Raw genomic sequence first — 22,487 nt, forward strand, 5'->3', positions numbered from 1 at the left:
GACATTAACTCATTGTTTAATAGTTATGATCGCCTATACACGTTAGAAGCTGATACTACAGCTAGGTTTAAAATTATAGTTTGTGCAGTAGACTGGTGTAAGAAATTGAGTGCAAACTATAGCGTTGCACCCTTAGTTCGACACCTTATAGAACAGTATGCTTCAAAATATAAAAGCTTGAAAACAACCCTTTTACAAACGATAATTAATGGCCCCCAAGCAAGAATGGACAGACTTTTACCGCCAATCGAACCACCTTTATTAATTTTATCAAGCTTTAAGCATGAATTAGATGCCGAAATGTTAGGTAAGTTTACCCTAAACTTTTAGAATAAAAGGTATATAGAACCTATACTCATAAGAAAAAGAGATCAGTTTTATACATATAAAGTTGCCTTTTCCGTTAAAAATACAGGACATAATTCATAAACTTATTGAACTCATTTTTTTTATATTTATATATAGGGGAAGAAAAATTTTTACCGTATATAATTGTAATTTTTTCTTTGATCTTAATAAAAAAGGAACTTTTTCAAATGAAAATACCAATAAAAATCTTAATTTCCTTTCTCTCTGTTGCACCAATGACGACCATGGCTATGGAAGTGGATGATACAACGCCTCCCCAGGGCACCAAAAAGGCCCTATAGTTCGATAAAGATAGAAAAAGAGGAAGAAGGATCTCAAGAGCATAAAAGGCAAAGAACCCAAGCGTATGAAATCATGGCTGCACTTGACGAAAAAGAACAACATGGCGAGGAATACAAAGAGAAATATAAGGGCAGCGAAAAATATAATAAAATTGCCCAATATAGGGAAAACCTAGATTCTTTAAAAAAATTTACGCCAGAAATTAGAAAATTAATTCTGGGGGACGACCATGAAAACAGATTAAGCGATCTGGAAGCTTTGTTTAACCAGTTGGTAGAAAAATATTATTGTAATTTCTTTGCCCAGCCCACTTCTCAGGATGATAACAGCAAAGTATATCTTTCCGATGAACCTAAAGACTTAATCCTTTCTTATTGTTCGATGCAAGATTTGGCAAATTTGCTGCTTGCTTCCCATGAAACAAGAGATGCTGTCTACAGTCTTGTACCGGTTTTCAAAGAAATAGTAAAGTGTGGGCAGTATAAAAATATGGATGAGTTTTTGAGTGACTTTCGTGATGGTCGTCCCCGTGCTCATGCAGCTATCGGAATTACACAATACAAGACACAATACAAGCGTTCTAACAGAGAATCGCGTCCTCCTCGGAATAAGTGGTTAGATCCAGCTTTTAAGGCATATGATCTGTCAGCTGTTTCTTTTGTCTTTCAAAAACACTTATTTATGAATGCCGAGAAATGCCAGGATAACATATACGAGAATTTTAAAATAATAAAAGAAGTTTATAAGAAACAGAAAGTAGGCACTGATTTATCCTTAGATAAGAATGTAGCCCATTATTTAGACGAGCGACTTGAGGCACGTAAATCAAAAAAGGAAGTTTTAAAAGTTCTTGATATATTAACAACAAGCTTGTCTGGGTCTATAGAGGCAAACCTTATCCTTTATGAAGCGCATCTTACTGGAATAACCACTAGTCAGGGAAAGAAATTATCCGTATTGCCTATAAATCTAGATAAAGCATATGAATATTATAATAAGGCAAACGAAATAGCAAGCACTTTACCAAGTTTTCAAAGAGGTACGGCTTGCTATGGAATAGGATTGTGGAGACTTATTAAGGGGAGTCTGTCTACCTATGACGGAGATATTTTAGCACCAGGTCCTGCTTTAACAATAATCAATCAGCAATGGAACCAAGCAATGGACGCCTGGACTGAAGCAGAAGAAGGAAACCGTCAAAAAGCAGTTGCTCATTTTAAAAAATTTCTTATGGAAAGCCCCCTTTTTCCTAGGGTCAACTGCACATTAAAATGCTCTTCCTCTCAGCCCACATTCTTTTCAACAACGGAATATTACGATTACAGAAGAATATTAAAGGGAAAGGAAAGGATAGCTTTCAATTTTTTAAAAGAATTATATGAAAAAGATAAAGAAGGTGATGACCAGCTAAAACCTTATGACGAAGATATTAACATGTACTTAAGAATGGCAAGATACTATTATTTTTGGGCTGGATATGATGCATCAAATCCATTAAATGAGGACGCTAATAACGCAACTTTCCTTTTCAACCGTGCAATTATGATACATTTAAAAAATTGTGATGAAGAGACGAGAGATAAGTTTACAAAGCAACTTAATGCCATTTCACAAGGAGGATTAATTTGGATAGGAACACTTGACGCATATGAGCATGTTCTTAAACAGCTCGGATTAGGGGACCCTACCTAATATAACGCCGAACCTTGTTGAATAATTTGGTCTTCCCCCCCCCCCCCAAAAAAAAACCTGGACCAGGGATTTGAGAAAATTCTCAATATAATAGCAACAAAGGATAAGGAGAATTTTCGATGAAGAAGACATTTACAGAAGAACAAATAGCCTTAGCTTTACATCAAACGGAACGAACAAGCGTTGAAGATGTAACAAGGCATTTAGGCATTTCCCAAGCCACGTTTTATAGGTGGAAAAGTAAATATGGAGGGTTATTGCCTTCTGAAGTGAAGCGCCTAAAGTTAATTGAAGAAGAGAACCGTAAATTGAAGCAACTTGTAGCCGAACTTAGCCCTAGATAAGAAGATGCTTCAGGATGTGTTATCAAAAAAAGGTTAAAGCCTGCCGATCAGCGGATTATTGTCAATGAGCTGGCAGAGCTTTATGGAGTAAGCTGTAGGCGAATATGCCGTGTTTTCGTATTTCAGCGTTCCGTTTACTACTATCAATCTCGCCGAGATCAGCAGGCTGTATTAAAGCAAAAGATAAGGGATATTGCTTATAGCCGTGTGCATTATGGCTATCGTCGTATTCATGTAACCCTACAAAGAGAAGGATGGCAAATCAACCACTTGAGCAGCTGCGGGAAGGCGATACATTTGTGGCTTGGAAACTTGATCGTTTAGGGCGTAGTGTTAATAGTGTGAGATTCATAGACATGGTTTCAATATTTTATACCCCTTATGATAAAGGAGTGGTGCCTTCCTATAATGAATTTTTAGACGATATTAAGAGAGAGCTAACTAATTATGAATAAAGATTACCGTATGAGAGCTTAATAGTTGATTAGTGTTATACTCTCCAGCGATTAGGTAATTTAGATCTTGTTGCCCCCACCCATTGCAGTGGTTTTTTTTCTCCCCCTTCCGTCTCATTCTTAACAAGTGCACGTCCAGCCTAAACGCTGATCTGGAATTCGAATACATAGTTGCTGCATGGCAGCTTCATTTTTTGATCTTATAAATCTCTAGCCAAAGATATTCATGTTAAGGCTGGTTGTGATGCTCTAAGGTGTTTAATTTGAAAAAGATTATGTGATGCTGCTGCCTGCTTGCTATGATTATTTGTCATATTGAATAGGGCATATTGACATACCAAAAATAGTGACTATCTATTTGGTAACTGGTCAAAAATTATAATCACTATTTATATCTGTAATAAAAAATAAAATAGCAAATTACCATTTTGAAAAAATTTAACATTCTTTTTCAACAAAAAGAGTGAGGGGATTTTTATGCGAATTGGGGGTTTAAAATAAAATTTATATTGAAGCTAGCTGCTTAGGGAAATCCTATTAAAGCCAGTATTTAGTTTTTTGATTTATAAAGATCAAAATTTATAGGAGAACTGCATTGTATGCCTCGTCACCTGATTTCCCACATTGGAATAAACTAAGGATATTTTATTACGTAGCCTACTTTAAAAGCTTTACAAAAGCAGGCCGTCATTTGATGGTTTATCAATCTGCTGTTAGCAGAAGCATAAGGGACCTGGAGAAGACTCTGGATGATCAATTGTTTTTTCGTGATGGTAGAGAGATTAGCTTAACCCCTAAAGGGGAAGAGATTTTCAGCGTTGTCGAAAAAGTTTTTAGGGAAATTGCTCCCCTACAATTTCTTTTGCAGCAATCAAATGAGGACATAGATGGACACTTGAAAGTAGTAAGTATTTCTAACTTCATATCCATGTATTTATCTTCTCAACTTTGTTATTTCATGAAAGGTTTCCCGAAACTCAAAATTATTCTTGAAGAAGCCAATAATGGGATAGATTTGGCTCTTTCTGGCGAAAATATACTTATCCATCCATATATAGAAAACAGGCCTGATTTAGTTCATCATTATATTACCCGTCTTGAATACAAGCTTTATGCAAGCCCTGAATACTTGAGCAGGTATAGCAAGCCAGAAACAGTGGAAGATTTGGATAATCATTCATTAATAGAGGTAGAGGATTATGGAAACATCCTAGTAGACACCAATTGGCATTTAAAAATAGGGACTACATTAGAAAATGGTAGAGAGGCTTCCTTACAGATAAATTCACTCCTAGGAGGACTAAAGCTTGCAGAGGAGGGGGTGGGGATTATTTCCGCACCTTCGGATTATACCGGCTTCAAGACTAGAAATTTAAGGCAAGTTCTGCCCGATGTTCCTGGTCCAGTGATGAAAATATATTATATTTTTCCTGAAGAACTAAAGGAAGTAAAGAGCGTTCGAGCATTTGGAGACTATTTAAAAAAGATCTTTAAAGAGCAAGATATATTTTAGATAATATGCTTTTCTGGAGAGTTATATTTAATTGGAAGTGATTTTTTCTACTAAATCTATTATTTGTTAATTATTTTATGTAAAACTAGAATTATATGCGTGAGGAATGGAAGAAAAAAAATGAAATCTCTTTTATGCTGTTATTATCCTACGAAAGTTATCTTTGTTGATGACAGTACATTGCTGCTAGAGAGCTTGGTGCCTATCCTTGATGAGAATGTAGCAAGCTATGATTATTTTGATAGTCCTGAAGCAGCGTTAGAGCTGATTAATAATTCGGAATCAAGCTTTTCTATTCAGGATCGTAAAATCGATGAGATTTACAAAACTATTTATAATCCTAGACGCTATGAAGAAATATCCACAGTCATTGTCGACTATGAGATGCCAAGCATGAAAGGTTTGGAGTTCTGCGAAAATTTGCAAAATCCATATATTCGCAAAATTTTATATACAGGAGCAGCAGATGAAAGCTTGGCAATAACAGCTTTTAATAAAGGTATTATTGATGGATATATTCCAAAGAATCACCCTGATCCATCTGCAGCCATTAATGATTTTGTGAAAGAAAGTCAGCTAAAATACTTTAGATCTCTTACAGATGTATCAGTTGAAGCTATTTTGCGAGAGTATTCTGCTGAAAATCCAGGAGATACAGCTTTTTACGATCCTGCATTTATTGATTATTTTGATGAATTAGTAAAAAAGCATAATTTTTGCGAATATTACTTAAATGAAATTTTTGGCAGCTTTGTTTTTCTTTCGCCAAAAGGTAAGCCAAGTGCTTTATTTACATACCCAGAAGAAATCTTCGAAAGAATGCAATTAGAATTCCAAGGTATCCTTGAAGATAAAATGACTTCGACAAAACAGATATCTTCTTCTTTAATTAAAGATTTAGAAGAAAAACGAAAGATGGTTTGCTTGCCTTTCTGTGGAGGCGAAATGCACCCAGAGCCTGAAAAATGGGAGAAGTATGCCTATCCTGTTCAAGAAGTGAAAGGAAATCAAACGTATTATGTAGCCTATGTTCCTGATGCAGATTATGTAACCCATTCCGAAGTCCTTTCTTTTGAGAAATATAGTCGGAGTAGATGAAAGAAGAGGGGGGCTAACGGCCCCCTGGTTTCTTTAACCCAAAAGAAGAATAATTATCAGCTATTTAAGGACTGGGAATATTAAAGTAAATTGAGTAAATTCACCTTCTATAGAGTCGCAAGTAATGTCGCCGCCTAGGTGTTGCATCACCATTTTACAAAAGGCAAGTCCAACCCCTGTTCCATGGTCAGTACGGCTATAAAATTGGTTAAAGACATAAGGCAGGCTTTCTTTGGAGATGCCTTTACCGGTATCTTTAAAGTATAATTTATTGACCTGTTCTCCCTTTTCTGTCCATATCACAATTTTCCCTTTTCGGACGGCTTTAATATAATGAAGGGAGTTCTTAAGCAAGTTGAAAAAGACATGCTTTAGCAGATGAGAATTTGCCATAATTTCAAAGTCATCAGCAATATCAAGTGAAATCAAAGTTTTCTCTCGTTTTGTTAACGCATAGGCATCAAGCGCATTCTTTACACAATCTAATATAGAATGTTTCTCAAGTACAGCTTCTGATGGGTTTTCTCGTAAATTCATCAATAACATATCAATGACGATAAAAGCGCTTTTTGTTACGGCTTCTAGTTCTGTGGGGGTATCTTCAAGGTATTGTAATTGGTTTTTATGAACATAGGTTACGCTCTCATCTTTATCTTGCGTCGTTTGTTGAGTGTTTATAAGTATTGGTAGATTGATTTTCAGTCCATCAGCTAAATGGGAAATTGCAGCTAAAGGAGTCCGCATCTCATGTGCTATGGCTGCTGCCTGCATTTTGAGGGATTGTTGCTTGATTTTTTGAACCACACTATTCCTAATAACAAATAGCTTACCAAATATAATTATAGAGCTATAGGTTATCAATACAGGTTGGATACGATCTAAGGGATAAAATGGCTGGTCTGTTGAGAAATCATAAAATAATATTCCTAGACCAACTCCAATTGGTAGTAGAAATAATAGAGAAGAAATATCAATAAAGATAATACATAGCACAAAACCAGTTAAAGAATTTAATGACCACTCATAAGAAAAATTATTCTTTAAAAGCATAAATGTAAAAAAAATGGCAAGGAATAAAGAATAGTAACATGCCAATAATATGGCAAAAATCTTAAAATCTTTGTAGGCCAGAATTTATGAAACAGTAAAGGAATACATAAAAGATTAATAATTAGCCTAACTGTAAAACTATCATAAGTATGGTTATCAAAATAATACCATAGCAGGTAATATATAGGGTTACTTATCGTCTGAAACAACGCATAGATAAAGTAAGGATAGTTTTCATCCTTAGCTTTATCCATAATTTTTCTATCAATAGTTTTCAATAGGGTCATTTTTAATAATAATAAAATGTTGGAACATTTCCATTTTATATGTATCTTCTCCTAACAAATAGTTACTCTTTATATATTTTTCTAAATCATTTTGAACTGCTTCTCCTTTAAGGTCATGAAGATGTAACCCACAAATATGAAGCATGGTTGTTAAGTCTTTAGCGTAAAAGGATTCTCTTGAAGAAAAAATTTCTATTTTCTTATTTAATTGGCTGCTTTTAAGAATAAGATCTTCAATGGGGTAAGTTTTACCCTTAAAATTATCCCCCAGCTTTTCTCTATCTAATCCGCTGTTAATTACAATTGCTAATATTCCATTTGGTTTTAAAGAGACTAGGGCCTTTTTTACTACATCGATCCATTTTTCTTCGGGGAAATGATATATAACATGCGATAGTATAATAAGATCAAAGTAGTTTTTAGGAAGAATAGTTTGCAAAAATGATTGATTAATTTTTTTTAAAGCAGTTTTTTTAGAAAAAAAGCTTGGTAAGATGTTTTCTAAAACTTGAGGGACTGGATCTATCAATGTTATGTCTTTAAATTTTCTCCCAACCCACTTCGTTAGCATACCGTTTCCAGGGCCTATATCCAAAAGTTTACCATAACTTTGGAGAGAAGGGATAATCTGTTTAAGGAAGAATGTTCCTCGATTCCGAGTTTCCTCAGTTGCTTTTATGAATAAATCTACGGTTGCCAGATAATGACTATCGGATGTGAATTTGCCAAATAGAGAAGGAAGAGGTAACTTTTTAGAAGCTTCAGAAAGGTAAGATAGTCTTTTTTCAGTAATTTCTCTTCTAATAGAAGAATAAAAATTTTCATTTAAGATTTTATAGTGGATTTGAGTTTTTTTAGAATCTTTGGATATTAAAGTATTTATTTCCATTTCTTGTAAACCCTTCATTTTTTTATTTTTTTATTATAGGAATTCTATATCTATGTGAAACATCCAATTTTATTAAAATAAGCATCTTAAAATGAGATGACCTTATCAATAAATGTTATACGTATTGTATTTAGGCATGGTGGTCAATAAGTATAATTTTAGATTGTTTTTTTTTCTCTTAAGGTTCAAAGCCCCGAAAAGGAACACGTTGTTTCCAAGGCAAATGTGATTGCTTTTCCTGTTGGCAGAAGAAAAGCAGCTATAAAAAATGCTATTTAGCGAGAAAGACAAATATAAAAATGCCAACGAAAACTTCCTCCATAGAAAGCCTGATAGGCAAAAAACTCAAAGAACGTCGCAAGCAATTAGGATTACCACAGCATCATGTGGCAAAAGCTCTTGTGGGGTAACAAGCCAGCAAATTCATAAATACGAAAATGGTTTAGATCGCATTCCGGCAAGCCGTCTTCTTGGTCTAGGTCAATGCCTTTCTGTTCCTATCACTTTTTTTTATGATGGATTAGAGAAATATGAGGAGTTATGCAACGACAAAAAATATATAAAGATCTAGGATTTTTATTGCATTAAACAAAGAAGAATGAGAAGAAACAACACCATTTATGGCAGATATAGATAAAACTACATGCACCATAATTGATAGTGAGACTCCTAAAGCGCATTTTATACCAGCATTGATACCATCATTGATTGTATTCCTGGTAATAACCGCGAAGTTTAGACCAGGAATAATAAGGATGGTACCATTAGTTAGAATAATAGAAAATATTTTAGTATACATTTATTTTTAATTTATTGTTAGTTTAACGTTTTTCCTTGATTCAATTGTTACCTTAAAGACGGCATACATTGAACCGGTTAGGATTAGGAAGAACAATGGTAGCCTTACAAGGCTACCATTATGGAGAAATGCCATGAGACCTGTCATTCCTGAAATTATAAGATAATAATAAAATCCAAAAATTGACGCAGCAGTTCCTGCATATTGACCGTAGTCTTCTAGAGCTTGGCTCAAAGAGTTTGGAATAATCATTGTTATACCCGTCATAACAATGGATACACATAAAAGGGATAGGCCAATCAAACCATATGAAAAACCAGTTACAATTATATTTAACGTTGTCAGCGTATAAAATATGACGGCGCCACAAGTTGAGAGAAGTATACCTAAATTAATAATCTCATTTGAGGTATAAGAAAAGGAATGCAACTTTTTAGAAATCATTCCTCCTAAAGCAAGAGGGAAACAAATAAAGAAGGCCATCATTCCATATTGCGCACTATTCATCCCCATTGATTCAATAAAGTAGAATGGAGATTCAGCAAAATATCCAAATAAAATTCCATTCACTGACCCAATAATAAAGCCAAACCCAAAAACTCTTTTATCAAAAATAATTTTTTGTAAGCATTCGGTAAAAAGGCTTTTTTTACCCTTATTTGCTTTGATATTAAGGTTGGTCTCTGGAAGATAATAATAAATCTGGCCAATTATTAATAAGGTAAGAAAAATGAGAGCGATAAATACTGACTCCCAACTATAATATTGAGTTATTGCTCCTCCAAGAATAGGCCCAACAGCTGGCGCAAAAGCCATTGCGATACTTACTTTAGAAAATACTTTACCTCTATTTTCAGGCGTAATAGCATCTCGCGCAATAGCTTGCCCTAAGACTGAACCAACACTTGCACCAAAGGCTTGGATAAAACGCATGATAAGAAGAGACTCAATTGAAGTGCTTAACCAGCATCCAACACAAGCCAAAATATATACAGATAATCCCATAAATAAACCAGGCCTTCTTCCTATTTTATCAGAGAGACTCCCCCATAAAAGAACGCCAAAAGCAAATCCTATAAGATAAGTCGTAAGAGTATATTCAGCCAAAGCATCTGTAATTTTCAAACTACTAGCTAATTCTGGCAGGGCAGGGGTATATATTGTCTCGCTTAACTGAGGAAGACCCACAATTAAAATAATAATAAATAAGGGTACTATATGTTTAGGCACTGACATCACGATTACTCTTGCTACGCGGCTAACAGCCCGTTGTTTAAACGAAAGGCACTTAATTCTCTGATTGTAGAATTCAAGATAAAGCCACGTATTGTCAAGCAAGTCTTAAATTCATTATTTATAGAACCAACAATTTGCGGAATATGCAAAGAATTACCCCCTACATTAAAGAAACTTTCTATAACGCTAAAGAGGTGGGCTCTAGAATTCGGACAGGATGTTAAGCTATAGTCCCGAGTAAAAAAGGACTAGAAAATGAGTCGGTATCTCCAGCTAAACAGGATGTTTTACCTCAACCTATGGCTTAATTTCATTTAACTTCTTGCGAATTTAAGAAGGTGTTGGTAATCACCTTTATCTGCTAATTTAAGAGTGCTTATGTATTGGTGCCGTGTATCAGATGAAAGCGCTAAATTCTTTCTTCCCCAACTAAAGCGTGATGTACTCATTTGAATTAACAAGGCGTCAGCCATTAATCGAGAATGCCTTCCATTATCATTTGGGAAAGGATGAATATGAACAAGTCTGTGGTGAAACTGTATTGCTACTTCATCAATAGGAAATGTATAATTAGAGATCCAAAATTGCACATCATCACATAAAATTTTTAAAGTTGGCTGAATTTGAAAGGATGGCAAACCAATATTTGTTTGATGATGCCGAAACTTTCCCGCCCACAACCATGTTTTATCAAACATTTTAAGATGTAATTTTTTTATGAAGTCAATAGTAAGAAGGTCTTTTCTTTTACGAGAAAAAAGCCATTTTTCGGCAATTATGATATTTGCTTGTTCCCATTCGTTAAGCTGAGTTTGGGTTGTTATATGTTTGGGTATAAGTTGGGCAGAGTCATCTTGGTTAAAGGGAGTTGCTCCTTCTGCGTAGACAAATTTCATTCATCATCCTCCCAAATAAGAGAGATATTTTTGCGACGTTTAATATCTGCAATAATGTCTTTGATTTGTTCTGATAGTTCTTCTTAGCTTGTTCCTTGGTCTTCCAGCTTCATGGAATGAGAGATAGTATCTGCAATGTTGGTTGCTTTTTTTATAATTTGTTTTTCAACAGTTTTTTGAAGCGGCTCTTTAGGAATAAGAACATATACTAACCGGCAATCCAGAGCAGCAGCAGCATTTCTTAAAGTTTTTAGAGATATGGTATCTGATGCTTCTGATTTTTCTATCTTCTCAATAGATTGTGAGGAAATCCCTATTTTCTTGGAGAGCTGCTTGCGCGTGTCATTCCAAGAGATTCACGTATAGCACGAATCCAACCTAAATGAGGTCGTTCGATAATATTTAGATCTTTTACTACTTCTATTTGCTTATCAATTTGTCTTCTTAGTAAATCAAGCACGAGATAACACTCTATAAGTTGAAATATATACTTGTTATATCAACTTATAAGGTGAATTCAATTTAAATATTGTCAACCTAAAAGGTGAATATATTTATGTTTAGTTTAAATAAAGAAAAGTAGACATTTATTATCATACTAACTAACTAGCGATTCTGCTTTTCTTAGAAAGAATTTGGCTTAAAACTCTCTGGCATAAAGACCTTTTTCTAGAATTTTCAAGTAAGTTTTCCAGTTTTTCAAAATGACGGACTCTCCATAAGAAACTGACAGTAATAGGAATCATAATTACCCATAAGCCATAATGCCCAAAGGCTTCTGTCAGATAAACCAAGCTAAATGAGGTTAGTACAGAGGTGGCCCCCAAATATTGGACAGATTAGCAGTAAGCTATAGTGTACAACATTTGCGGAACATTAATATATCTCGTGCTATCTTTTATCGATACTTAAAAAGCTAAAAAGTTTTAATCTGGGGTTAGCATATCTTGCAGCTACCTTACATTGATTATTATAATGGAATACTGATGAATTATGGGGCTGTTGCATTTAGAGGGTCCGTTGGTCTAGTTCATTCTTTCAGCTAAACAAATTCTTCTTTAAGTATTCATATTGACACTCTTACAATAAATATTAACTTGTATTCTGGGAATTTATTTGAGAGAGAGCAAGATTAAAATGCAGCATTTTATGTTTATGAGGAATCTATTCTTAGGGACGATCCTGACAGGGACGACCCTAACAGCAGCTTTAGCAATGGATACCGGATTCTCACAAGGTTCCAACGCAAATATTGCTAATATGCCATTAATACAGCCTTATGGCGTTCAACAACCTCTTCACCAGAGCTATCTAAGCAGCCTGATTGATATCTCAAAGCTACCTTATAATCAAAGAGTTTTCTTAAGCTTCACCCAGTATCCCACTTTTAAGTTAAATATATTTAATGATATATGGACTTCCACTTCAGAAGGAAGGAATCTTGAATTCGGATCTCTTTCACAAAAAAGCTTTACGATGAAAGAAGAATGGTCGGTTGAAAAAAAGAAACGAATAACTGAAGGATATGCCCTGTTCGATACTTTATTTAAAGAGTGGGAATCAAAAAATTTGACATTTGCAGAATTACACACTCTTATTGATGATAAGCTTTTTTCCTCTAATTCTTATTTATCAGGGAGCCAAATTTTATCCATTGCCAATGCTTTTAGACACCTTAACCATCCATACAATCCTAAACTTACAACTGATTTTGGTGATTACGCTGCAGAGTATATTATTACAACGCTTATTGCTAGCATCGAAACTAATGGGTCAGGCCTTTATTACGATGAAGAAACGAACAAGTTACTTTCCGATGCTTATTATCAACTTTCGCAAACTTATACTCACCTGCTCGTATTTAGCAGCAAAATTACTTGGGTTAGCTATTCTCCTTTGAAAGGCCATATTACTTATACAACCCAGAAGGGTCCAAGCATGTTAAATTTTGAGGTTACGTATGATGCTATTTTGCAAAAGCGCCTTAATTTATTGCGTCAAGCCATTTTTTATAACCCTTCAAATTATCAAGCATGGGTAAGGGTTCTTGAATTTTATTTAAGCAATGACGAATTTACTAAAGCAAGTAGGTATTCCCAAGATCCTTCTATTATTCAAAGCTGGCACACATTAAACTTTTCACAAAAAGGAGATCTAGCGCATATATTTCTTAAAGCTAGCGAGGATCCTGATTGCCATTTTGCTAACAAAAATGAGTTGATATCCGAGATTAAAAAGATCTCAGATGAGGGGATACGAGAAGGACATGCCGCAATAGAGGCTCGCGAACACTTCTTAATGACTAAGCAAAAGAGCAAAAATTTAAAATAATGGACGGCCAAGAACTTTTGTGGAAATCTTCAATCTTCTTTCCTATAAAGTTTTAAATAGTCTTCCGTTAAAAAGGATATGGAGGCAGGGAAACAGCTGCATTTTGTGGTAAAATCTGATAAAATAATTGCAAAAAAGAAGGGTATATCCCCCTAAAACCTTGCAAAATAAAAATCAGATTTAAACAATGCAGCCACCAAAATATTAAGAGATTTGAGCCAAGATTTGTTCCGCCACAGCCTGGAAAATATCATTAACATGAAGCACAAATTGGTTGATCTAGTCCAGCCTGAAGCAAAGAGTCACGTTGCAAATCAAGTAACTGTGATCCATTTGCCTTAGAGTCGCGCATGTAACCTATTAGCATCAAAACTCCTTTAAGCAAGAGAACTTAAAACAAGGATACTAGCTTTATGGCGGCATGCCGTGCTTTGGGACTTCACCAGGCTTTCACCAGCTACAACAATCCTAAAGGTAATGCAGATACTGAGCGATTTATGCGTACTCTCAAGGAAGAGTTTGTTTGGCTGAAGGAATGGACTAGCCCAACGGCTTTTATTGATAAGCTAAACCAATGGATCGAACACTACAATGCGGCTTATTTGCATTCAACGCTTGGGTATACATCACCAAATACCTTTGAACAGAGATTTTTAACCAAATTCAAACGACAGGAGGCTCCTTTAATATTCGCTTGCTAAACTGGGGGCATTACAAGAGAAGCTTGCCGACGGTGTTCAGGAACTTATTTTAGGATATTGGAGAATCCTAAATTCTTGGCGACACTTCTTCAATATAACGTGGCCAAGGTCACCAAAAATGGATTAAAAATACTAGTGGAAGTTAGTGCTAACACTACTTTTGATAGACCAAAAAAGGCAATTATGATAGAGCAAGAAAAACAAGATGATCAGCCTATCGAAGTAGAAAAAGTTGAAAATCGAGTTATCCAAAAAGAAGCAAATAAGCTATAGTCTTTATTTGAAAAAACTCTAGGAGGTTATTACTATGAAATTATATAAGTTGTTTTTAAGTAGTCTCTTTCTTATGGGAAACTCTTGTTATGGAAGTTCAAACAATGAACCGGTTGATTTTGCCAGCCCCCCGCATCATCACAATACTTCCATTTCTCCTTTATGGCATTCTTATGAAAAAGCTCCCTCTATGAAAATTAATCCATCTAGATTAAATTTAAATACTATTGATGCAGAGAAATTATCTAAATTACCACTTGAAGATTTAAATATGCTTCAGGAGGAAGATATAAAGCAAATCAATCCAGAAACTTTAGCGCATCTCACCTATAAATATGCCCTGGCTGATAAGATGGTTAATAACTCTGAACGTAGTACTGCTTTATTACGTTTAGGTGCTTTGGGCGATTGTTTAATTGCTAAAAAAGAGTATGCAAGTCGTTTATGGAGAGGGAAAGGTGTAAAAGAAAACTCCTTGGAAGCTTTAAAATGGTATATAGAGGCGGCTGAAAAAAGAGATGCAGACTCAATTAATTTTTTAAAAAGAGCAGAGCGTGAAAATAAGCTAACACAGTATTTTGGAGAAAACATACCACCTAATCTAATGGAGAGGATTTTAAAACTTCCATCCTTCATCCTTAGTGATAATTAAAGGTAACTTATTAAAAAATCAAGTAAAGTAATGTGTTAAGTCTATAGCTTTAAAATATCATTATGATTGTTTATTATCTTGTTTACTCAAACGGTGCATCATTTTATTCACCAATGTGACAAGTTGCCAAGCTGTGTCATTTTTTAATCCGTATTGATAGTTAAGCGATCAAAATGGTTACGACCATTAAACAGCAGATGTATTGTTGAAGCGTTAGGGTTCCAGTAATACTCGTGGGCGAGAGATAGATTCTCGCTATTCCAAACAGCAACATTACAACCTAAAACACGGGCTAAGGCACCTACAGTACCCAAACGGTAATAACCATGATCAAATTGTGGTGAGAAGGTGAGCCAATTCAATTCAGGATAGTACTGATTGGCATACTCCTCAGCTGACGGTCTGATGTAATGCTGTATGTAAAGTCTTAATGTGTCTTCATGGCAGCAAAATTCTTGCTTTTCTTGCATCAACTTTTCTTCTTGTAATGTCAGCTCAATCAGTGACTGCATGAGGGCAATGACGTTTTCCTTTAAAGATTCTTGCGATGTAAAGTATTCCTTTAACAATTTGTCTTGGCTCCAACGATCTCCCTCAGGTCTCCTTAAAGCATCATTAAGTTTCTTAATCTTCTCTTGCTTTTGTACGTCTAGGGCTTGCTGGCGTTTTTGTAAGTCCCGATAGGTAGTTGTTTTGAGGGGAGGAGGAAGCAGATCAAAGTTGTCCTCTATTTCGACGCCTAAGATGTGGCGGATGTTAGGATCTGCCACCTGCTCTAATAGTTTTTGTGCTACCTCTTCTCGGGTAGTTTTCAGGGCAGAGTAGCCACAGTTACCATCTCCTTTAACCTCTTGTACTTTCATGCGTTGGGTTACCCCACGTAAGGTCACCTGAAAACCTGTTTGGATACGTTGAATTCTTCCACGATCCGTAAGCGGCAATCCCTGTGCAGCTTGGTGTTCTTGCCTTAGTTGGCCGATCTGTTGGTAAAGAGGGGATTTCTCTCTTACGTCCATCATCAATGTCTGTAAAGCATTGGTGGACCTCCACGCCTCTACCAACGTGGACATCTTCGCCTCCTCCATAAAATTCCACCGCACATCCAGATGACGTAAACTGGATGTCTGTCTTATGAGATCACATAAAGCTTGAATACCTGCTTCTTGCAGGCGGTTGCCCCGTAGATCAAGTAATGTGAGCTGTGGATGATAGGCAAGAGAGTCCCTTATCTCATGTAGGGATTCATCGGTTAAATGAGTATCTAAGAGAATGAGTTGCTTAAGGTGAGGCGCCACAGATAAGAATTCTTTCAGCCTGTGTAGAGTTTTTGGTTCATACAAGGGGGTAAACTGCAGGCTGAGAGTTGTTAAGAAGGGCATGTCTTTGAGGTTTTTCAGCAGTAAACGAACTCCTGGCGCCCCCATGTGGGAGATGGAGATGTCCTTGGGTTGTTCTTTGCCTATATAGGCTCTGTATTGGCGTGCTTGATTGAGGCTTAACAGATCTTGGATGGCTTTGCCCGTCTGGGCATTAAGACCTGGGTTGCCTGTAAGGCGTAGCTGGGTTAGGGTGGAGTTTTGTTGCAGAGCGTGTCTTAAAGCATCTATGCCTTGGGCTTGGATGTGGTTTTGGGCGAAGGACAAGAAGGTTAAGGCCTTGTTTTGTTCAAGCACACGGGCCCAGGCTTGGGCTTCCTCATCTCCCATATCACAGGCGGGCAGTACCAAGCGTCTCAAGGTGCTGTTGGTTTGTAACAGCTGTGCCAGATGATGTGTATCATTGGAGGTTAACCCAAGGCATGTGAGCTCGGGCGTGGATACTCTTAAGGGCTCTAGTAAGCGCCTCAGATCAGGACTTAGACCTTGTAAGTCTGAGCTTTGAAATAGGAAAGTCGCAGGAACCGATGCGTCTTCAACCACCGGTGTTAACCAAGGGCAAGGGATATCTTGGGTCTCATCTTCAAAAGCAGGTGTTGTGGGGAAAGTTAAAGAACCTTGTACCTTGTGCTCTTGTAACAGTTCATATTGCCCAAACAGGTCTCCTGCGGGGGAAGGGCTATACAAAACATGCTTTAGAGGAGGTTGGGTGAGGACTTGTTCAAGGACCTTAAGGTTTGATGAAGATGGATCCTTTTGCCAGACTATGTAAGAGAAGCCATGGAGCTGGGCCATTAGTCTCAGACTTGCTTCCTGGAAATGATGTTGCCAAGGAGTGTCTTTGCCTAAGACAAAACGCACATAAGTAGTATAGGTGCTAGGGTCTTCAACATAGGCTTGAAGGCGTTGGTCAAAGTCAGGTTGTTTGTGACCTGACAAGAATTCTTGAGAGAGAGCCTGGGCATAAGAGTCATGCATAAAAGCGGGAGGGAATAAGTTCTTCAAAAAAGCCTTTTGAATATCAGGTGCCAAAGCTTCTCGATATTCAGATACATGCTTTGCCTTAAGCAACTGCTGGACCCCATATCCGCGGTCCAACGCCAACAGATCCAGAAGGTCGGGAGAAGTTATGGAGGCAGGGAGAAGAGAAAAGTTCACACTTTCCCATGTGCCTTGTAAATAGATAGGGCGGCATGGTCCTTTTTCCTGAGGATTAGGAGAGGCGTTTGAGGCAACAGCAGAGCGTCGGGATTTAAGAAGCTTGTTTATTAAGGAGAGCTGTTTATAGTCGACGTAGTTATCACTCAAGTCCAGCTTTGTGAGAGTGGTGTTGTGGCTTAGGGCATATTTAATAGATTCAAAAAAGCCTGGATCCTCTCCAAGGTTTATAAGGTTCTCCTTCAAGACTAACGATTGGAGGGCTTTATTCTCTTTTAATGCTCCAAACAACCAAGAGTCGGGTGGTACTATAAAGTTGTAAGATAAATTTAGTACTTGGAGGGTACTGTTGCGTTTTAAAGCCCGAGCTAACTCCATTGCCCCCCTGTCTATAAGATTGAAAGATAAGTCTAGTACTTTGAGGGTGGTGTTATGCTCAAGGGCATCACTCAAATAAGATGCTCCATGTGCTCCGAGACAGGAATCCCACATTTCAGAAAGAAGATCCCTGCGTAGAAACTGCCCACTGGATAAAGTTTTTATAGTCTTTATGGAGTGGTCTGTTATATATAAATGGGAGTTCGGTAAGGATAGTTTTTGAAGAGTCGTATTATGCTTTAAGGCTTCACCCAAAGCCTGGGCGCCCTTAGGTCCTATGCGGTTGCCCTCTAAATGTAACTCTTTAAGGGCGTTGTTCTCCCTTAAAATTTCAGCGAGTTGGCTTACCCATTCAGCTCTTGCAGCTCTCGCTCTCGCTCTTTTATTTTCAGGATTAACAAGAGATATAAGAGTAAAAGGGTCCAGTTTATCCCATTCTATTGATTCCTCATCGTTAATGATATTTTTAACTATGAGCTTTTGGAGAGTAGTGTTGTGCCTTAAGACTTCAGTCAAAGCCTTGGCAGCATTAAGCCCGATTGGCTGTAAGCTCAGCGTACAGAATTTTGGATCTTGAGCTAGAAGGCGAGCAATAGGGGATAGTAAGACTTTAGAATCTTCTGGCGTTAATGCTCTCAGAAGCTCTACGGGATAAGTAGGATCAGCACTTCTGATCTCAGCGAAAGATATACCAAGAGAGTTTTTGACATTGAGGGACTTTAGCTTTGCCTGAGTAGCTAAAAGACTTTCCAGCATCTCATCTTTTAATGATGCATTATGGCTCAAATCCAACAAGCGTAGAGTGGGTTCGGGCTGGACAACGGCAAGTTTCTCCAACGTAGGGTTGTGAGGAGCTATGAGCTTGCGTAACTTGGGACTGGTAATACTTAATGCCTTTAAATTAGGGCAGCCCTCCACACATAAATACTCTAACTCCGGAAATATCGCTTGAATAGTGATAAGCTGCGGTAAATTGTGCAAAACAAGGCGCCTTAAGGCCTGGTTGTGTTCTTGTAGTTTTTTAATAAACCCATCATCCAGGGTAGGATTATTGTCAATCACCAATTGGGTCAGGTTACCCACGCCGATATCTTCAAGCAATATCTGAAGGGTCAGCGCTATACAATTCTTAAAAGTAAGCCGCCGGGGATCACTGTCTTTAAGCACCCTTAGCAAGGCTTGTTGCTGCGCAAGGCCCAATTCCTTAAAATCAAGGCGGGATAAATACAGACTCCGCGCATTTTCACTTTTGAGCAATTTTAGGTGCTCAACAGCCCGGTCACCTCCTAGGAGCTCTCGGTCTCTTTCAAGGCGAATGGCTTCCAGTTCTTCCAGGGCTCCAGTAATACTCAGCTCTCCCGTGCGTCTTACAGTATTAATAAGGTTGGCCTCCGCGGGTAATCCTAAGGAGCATAACAACACAGATGAGGTGGTTGTTGATATATAGGCCCCTGTATCCCCTTGTTTATAGAACCGTCCATTGATCAATTTAAACCGCTCCGCCACACTTTGAGGTTTTGAAAATCCGACACCGTAGCGCTTTCCCAACAATGGCTCCAGCTGTAAGAGAACTTGTTGGTGGCTCAGGGATTTAGTCGATCTGGTCGTTGATTTGGGGACAAACATATCTTGAAGGCGCACCATCTTATCATAGGCCTGGGCAACCATCTGGGCCTTAAAGGGAATAGAGACCACACATCCTTGTGTACTTAAAGACCTTGCTTCCTCATTAGAAAATAATTTTTCATAGTTATCCAGCTGGTTAAGCTCTTCAAGCCACCCTTTGAGCACCTTATAGGGATCTAGGCTATGGAATAGCGCTTGGATGTCCTGGGATACAGACTGCTGCATCTGATCCAAGCAATAAAGGATAGACTTGACCTGCAGGACCGCTTTACGTGGATCCTCAGTGGTTCGTGCTAAAGTGGGCATGAATGAGTGGTCATTATCAATACTGACCAACTGATACTGATCTTTCTGAAAGGGTAGGGGAGCCAAGATAAAGTTATCGGCCTTAGCATCTTCAGGATTGGTGAGCATGGTCATCAACATCATGCCTGATAAGGAACGAGGTTCAATCTTACTTAAGAGTTCAGGGGTATTATTAATCACATCATGAAGGTTTTGGCCTTCAATGCCGAGGCTAACTAGGAAAGTCTGATTACCAACTTTAACCAACTCACTAGGGGCAATGCCGTGGCCAATGAGCTTCTCATGCAAGCGATACATGGCATATTCAAACCCTGGTAATTCCGGTAAATGCTTAAAGTACAGGACTCTGCCTTGATACTCTACGCGTGCTACATCACGGCGCCCATGGGTGTTACTGCGTCTTACTTGCCCCTGTTCGTCAAATAACTGAGCCTCTATTTCAGGCCTTAAGCTGCGCTCACCCATAAATATACCTTGTAGCTTTTTGCCTGTAGGTTGCAGGTCACTTAAGCTTCTGCCTAAGAGTTTTTCCAGCTTGACCTTGATAGTTTCCAGAGGTCTTTTTCTTTCAATCATTCTTTGAATATCATCTCTGTCATCTTCATCGTCTAGATGCTGTTGGGCCAGGCTTAATAGGGTGTCATAAGTAAGCTCAGGAGACTGTGGAAGAGGCAGAACATCCTCTAAAGCCAGGTGCCAGGCATTGATGGGGCTCATTTGACTTAAGAGCGTGAAAGCTTGCTTTAGGTTTTCATTTTGTTTCCCCGCTCTTACCCATGAGCGGTACCGAGATAAAAGAATCTGGGGGTTAATATCCAAAGGTTTGTAAGGTTTCCATTGCTTTGTGGCTTGTTCAAGCAAGCGAGTCAAGGTAACATCTAGGTTCTTTTCCAACATCACCTCAAAGATGCCTACCTCTGGTTGTGCCAGAAGGTCCACCCCTCCTTGAACCAAGGTTTCCAACAGGGGCCAAGCCTTTTCTTGCTCATCTTCCTTGAGATTGTGAATGCGAGCATAAAGGGGGCTATGTACTTGGGTATTTTTGGTGTTGACATTGGCTCCTAAGGCCACCAGAAGCTCTATGGAAGCTTGATCTAGAGCATCGTACAGAAAAGAATCCAAGAGACCTGGTTCTATAAAGTTACCTTTAAGTTTTTGGGCGTGGTTTAAGGTTTGGTCCTTAAAGGAGGTTCCTAACAGGGAAAGGAGAGCCAGCTGATCTTTGCGTTCGATTGTGTTGAATTGAAGTTTCTCAATGACCTTGTGAATGGCCTCAGGCAGGGACTGAATAAGGATGCTGCCAGCAAAAGGAAAGCGCTCTTCTTCCAAAGCTTCAAACACATGATTTCCATTTGCAAGACTGGCGGTTAAGTCCAATACTTCTTCAAGGCTTTGGGCAGGTAGAATGCGCCCCGTAAGGGCATCTTGTTGAGTTTTAACAAGGTCTAAGCCTTGCCAAGGAGTGTTGGGAAACAGTTCTTTGAGTCGGCCATAGGTATGGGCTACTAGCGGCGCATAGGTTTCAAATAGGTTTTGATAGGAAGAAGCTGTTTTAAGGGCTTGTTGTAAAGACGAGATGGTTTTTAAAAAACTATCACTCAAGCCTGGAGGAAGAGTTAAAGGTAACCCTAGATCCAACTGGTGATCCTGGCTGAGACCCGTATCCTTCAATAGTCGCCTATGGTGTTTTTCTTCCTGTTGCAAAAGGTTAAGCCACCTCAAGACAAATACACTTGGATCAAGGCTTGATAGATGAGCTCTTAAAAGAGGGTCAATCGGTTGATCCATAAATTCTGGCAATTGGTACAAAGCATTTCTGACATCCAAGAAATGGCGTGAGGAAGCTTTGGAAAAAGAAATCGGTGAAGGCGTTAGAGGGTTGGGCGGATAGTAAAGAAGAGGTGTTCCTTCCTCGTTTTGGAGGACGACAATATCCTCAGCCAAAACTTCCGATGGATGGATCAGGAAGCTGGAGAGGAGCATAGCTCCTGTCCAGACAGGAGAAAAGTTTTGAGCCTCCAAGGAATTGGAAAATAAGAGTTTCTTCAATGTTTCATGGCCCTTGGGTTGGAGCATGAAGACAAAAGGATGGGGTTTAAGGGCATAGGTAAGCTCTTGCATACCCAGATAAGTAGACCTTGTGGCAGAAGAAGACATGCTGGGCCCTTGGGAGGGCGTAAGGATCTGAACGTTTTGTAACGTTAAAATGGTACTTGGGATGACACCTTCTTGACCTGTAAGAAGCTTATGGAAAAGATAATGGCTTAAACAAGTGCTGATAGGTAAAGGCTCTTGAAGGGTTGCCATCTGAATCTGAAACTGGGCATCAAAGGAGGATAGGTCAGACTTTGGTACAGGCAAGCCATACTCATTAATGCCCAGGATAAGCCGAGCTTGCTCTTGGGTTAATACATGGGGAGTAAGAAATCTGCCTTGAACAATGACATGGTCTGAGGACGCAGTGGATAAAGGCTGTGCCCTTGTTAAAGCCATAAACTGATGTGTCAGATCACGCATGGAGGAGAATAACTCCTCCTCAAGCCGTTGAGCCGTCGTGTCCAAGACAGCAGGAGGCATTGCCCTTATATAAGAAACGCTCCCCTCTGATTCCTCCTCGGCTCTGTCCATGGCATAACACGCAGACGTTTGGGAAAGTACTAGAGAAAGGGCGGTGGTCAACGCAATGCCTTTTCTCCATGCTTGGTAGATAACTGCCCTTGTCCTCATTTCTTCCCCTTTTATTCTTATTTTTCTGTTAATCAGTTAAGGTCGTCTC

At 38.3% G+C, this 22,487-nt stretch carries 17 protein-coding genes and 2 pseudogenes; 10 read left to right on the forward strand and 9 right to left on the reverse strand.

The annotated features are described in order from the left end of the window. Positions 1-12: 12 nt before the first annotated feature. The 6 genes and pseudogenes from IG80_RS0107405 (at position 13) to IG80_RS0107435 (ending at position 5,753) form a co-directional block, all read left to right on the forward strand. Positions 13-330, forward strand: a complete 318-nt coding sequence (locus IG80_RS0107405; protein ID WP_032113155.1) for a hypothetical protein — start codon at positions 13-15, stop codon at positions 328-330. Between the two features lie 591 nt (positions 331-921). Then, complete coding sequence (locus IG80_RS0107415) at positions 922-2,343, forward strand: hypothetical protein (RefSeq protein WP_232224349.1); 1,422 nt, start codon at positions 922-924, stop codon at positions 2,341-2,343. Between the two features lie 119 nt (positions 2,344-2,462). Beyond that, positions 2,463-2,687: a transposase gene (locus IG80_RS12490; protein ID WP_075553170.1), complete on the forward strand. Its 225-nt coding sequence runs from the start codon at positions 2,463-2,465 to the stop codon at positions 2,685-2,687. A gap of 269 nt (positions 2,688-2,956) precedes the next feature. Then, positions 2,957-3,049, forward strand: a pseudogene (locus tag IG80_RS16805) (recombinase family protein); the annotation flags it as partial. 688 nt (positions 3,050-3,737) lie between these two features. After that, positions 3,738-4,655, forward strand: a complete 918-nt coding sequence (locus IG80_RS0107430; RefSeq protein ID WP_032113159.1) for a LysR family transcriptional regulator — start codon at positions 3,738-3,740, stop codon at positions 4,653-4,655. A gap of 120 nt (positions 4,656-4,775) precedes the next feature. Continuing rightward, positions 4,776-5,753 carry a response regulator gene (locus IG80_RS0107435; protein ID WP_032113160.1) on the forward strand — a complete coding sequence of 326 codons (978 nt, stop codon included), beginning with the start codon at positions 4,776-4,778 and terminating at the stop codon, positions 5,751-5,753. 60 nt (positions 5,754-5,813) lie between these two features. Here IG80_RS0107435 and IG80_RS0107440 read toward each other — a convergent pair whose 3' ends face one another. The 7 genes from IG80_RS0107440 to IG80_RS16815 form a co-directional block, all read right to left on the reverse strand. Beyond that, positions 5,814-6,557 carry a sensor histidine kinase gene (locus tag IG80_RS0107440; RefSeq protein WP_198027261.1) on the reverse strand — a complete coding sequence of 248 codons (744 nt, stop codon included), beginning with the start codon at positions 6,555-6,557 and terminating at the stop codon, positions 5,814-5,816. A gap of 510 nt (positions 6,558-7,067) precedes the next feature. Next, on the reverse strand, positions 7,068-7,997 hold the full coding sequence (locus IG80_RS0107445; protein ID WP_032113162.1) for a class I SAM-dependent methyltransferase: 930 nt from the start codon (positions 7,995-7,997) through the stop codon (positions 7,068-7,070). A 520-nt stretch (positions 7,998-8,517) separates the two neighbouring features. Beyond that, positions 8,518-8,778: a hypothetical protein gene (locus IG80_RS15710; RefSeq protein WP_198027262.1), complete on the reverse strand. Its 261-nt coding sequence runs from the start codon at positions 8,776-8,778 to the stop codon at positions 8,518-8,520. Positions 8,779-8,784: 6 nt separating this feature from the next. Beyond that, on the reverse strand, positions 8,785-10,014 hold the full coding sequence (locus IG80_RS0107460; RefSeq protein ID WP_032113164.1) for a multidrug effflux MFS transporter: 1,230 nt from the start codon (positions 10,012-10,014) through the stop codon (positions 8,785-8,787). A gap of 14 nt (positions 10,015-10,028) precedes the next feature. Further along, positions 10,029-10,196 (reverse strand): phosphopantetheine-binding protein, encoded by a 168-nt coding sequence (locus IG80_RS16810; RefSeq protein ID WP_156962114.1) that lies wholly within the window; start codon positions 10,194-10,196, stop codon positions 10,029-10,031. Positions 10,197-10,328: 132 nt separating this feature from the next. After that, positions 10,329-10,910 (reverse strand): mobile mystery protein B, encoded by a 582-nt coding sequence (locus IG80_RS0107465; protein ID WP_032113165.1) that lies wholly within the window; start codon positions 10,908-10,910, stop codon positions 10,329-10,331. Between the two features lie 83 nt (positions 10,911-10,993). Beyond that, on the reverse strand, positions 10,994-11,266 hold the full coding sequence (locus tag IG80_RS16815; RefSeq protein ID WP_084756286.1) for a helix-turn-helix domain-containing protein: 273 nt from the start codon (positions 11,264-11,266) through the stop codon (positions 10,994-10,996). Positions 11,267-12,386: 1,120 nt separating this feature from the next. On the opposite strand from IG80_RS16815, the gene IG80_RS0107470 reads away from it, so the two are divergent. After that, positions 12,387-13,241, forward strand: coding sequence for a hypothetical protein (locus tag IG80_RS0107470; protein ID WP_156962092.1), 855 nt, complete (start codon positions 12,387-12,389; stop codon positions 13,239-13,241). Positions 13,242-13,518: 277 nt separating this feature from the next. On the opposite strand, the pseudogene IG80_RS14015 reads toward IG80_RS0107470, so the two are convergent. Continuing rightward, positions 13,519-13,608 (reverse strand): annotated as a pseudogene (locus tag IG80_RS14015) (recombinase family protein); the annotation flags it as partial. A gap of 46 nt (positions 13,609-13,654) precedes the next feature. Here IG80_RS14015 and IG80_RS0107475 point away from each other — a divergent pair. The 3 genes from IG80_RS0107475 (at position 13,655) to IG80_RS0107485 (ending at position 14,867) form a co-directional block, all read left to right on the forward strand. Continuing rightward, positions 13,655-13,942: an integrase core domain-containing protein gene (locus tag IG80_RS0107475; RefSeq protein WP_032113167.1), complete on the forward strand. Its 288-nt coding sequence runs from the start codon at positions 13,655-13,657 to the stop codon at positions 13,940-13,942. A 75-nt stretch (positions 13,943-14,017) separates the two neighbouring features. Beyond that, the gene (locus IG80_RS0107480; protein ID WP_032113168.1) at positions 14,018-14,215 is read left to right on the forward strand and encodes a hypothetical protein; all 198 of its coding nucleotides are present in this window, start codon (positions 14,018-14,020) and stop codon (positions 14,213-14,215) included. A 34-nt stretch (positions 14,216-14,249) separates the two neighbouring features. Further along, positions 14,250-14,867: an SEL1-like repeat protein gene (locus tag IG80_RS0107485; RefSeq protein ID WP_032113169.1), complete on the forward strand. Its 618-nt coding sequence runs from the start codon at positions 14,250-14,252 to the stop codon at positions 14,865-14,867. Positions 14,868-15,010: 143 nt separating this feature from the next. On the opposite strand, the gene IG80_RS0107490 is transcribed toward IG80_RS0107485, so the two are convergent. Then, complete coding sequence (locus tag IG80_RS0107490) at positions 15,011-22,438, reverse strand: hypothetical protein (RefSeq protein ID WP_032113170.1); 7,428 nt, start codon at positions 22,436-22,438, stop codon at positions 15,011-15,013. Positions 22,439-22,487 lie beyond the last annotated feature (49 nt).

Origin of the sequence: Candidatus Paracaedibacter symbiosus, assembly GCF_000757605.1 — a bacterium.
Lineage (GTDB): Bacteria > Pseudomonadota > Alphaproteobacteria > Paracaedibacterales > Paracaedibacteraceae > Paracaedibacter_A > Paracaedibacter_A symbiosus.

Bases quoted from the DNA above. Each gene is read 5' to 3' on its own strand.
- IG80_RS15710 (WP_198027262.1), bottom strand. From the start codon at position 8,778: ATGTATACTAAAATATTTTCTATTATTCTAACTAATGGTACCATCCTT.
- IG80_RS0107460 (WP_032113164.1), bottom strand. From the start codon at position 10,014: ATGTCAGTGCCTAAACATATAGTACCCTTATTTATTATTATTTTAATT.
- IG80_RS0107475 (WP_032113167.1), top strand. From the start codon at position 13,655: ATGGCGGCATGCCGTGCTTTGGGACTTCACCAGGCTTTCACCAGCTAC.
- IG80_RS0107485 (WP_032113169.1), top strand. From the start codon at position 14,250: ATGAAATTATATAAGTTGTTTTTAAGTAGTCTCTTTCTTATGGGAAAC.
- IG80_RS0107465 (WP_032113165.1), bottom strand. From the start codon at position 10,910: ATGAAATTTGTCTACGCAGAAGGAGCAACTCCCTTTAACCAAGATGAC.
- IG80_RS0107435 (WP_032113160.1), top strand. From the start codon at position 4,776: ATGAAATCTCTTTTATGCTGTTATTATCCTACGAAAGTTATCTTTGTT.
- IG80_RS12490 (WP_075553170.1), top strand. From the start codon at position 2,463: ATGAAGAAGACATTTACAGAAGAACAAATAGCCTTAGCTTTACATCAA.
- IG80_RS0107445 (WP_032113162.1), bottom strand. From the start codon at position 7,997: ATGAAGGGTTTACAAGAAATGGAAATAAATACTTTAATATCCAAAGAT.
- IG80_RS0107470 (WP_156962092.1), top strand. From the start codon at position 12,387: ATGAAAGAAGAATGGTCGGTTGAAAAAAAGAAACGAATAACTGAAGGA.
- IG80_RS0107490 (WP_032113170.1), bottom strand. From the start codon at position 22,438: ATGAGGACAAGGGCAGTTATCTACCAAGCATGGAGAAAAGGCATTGCG.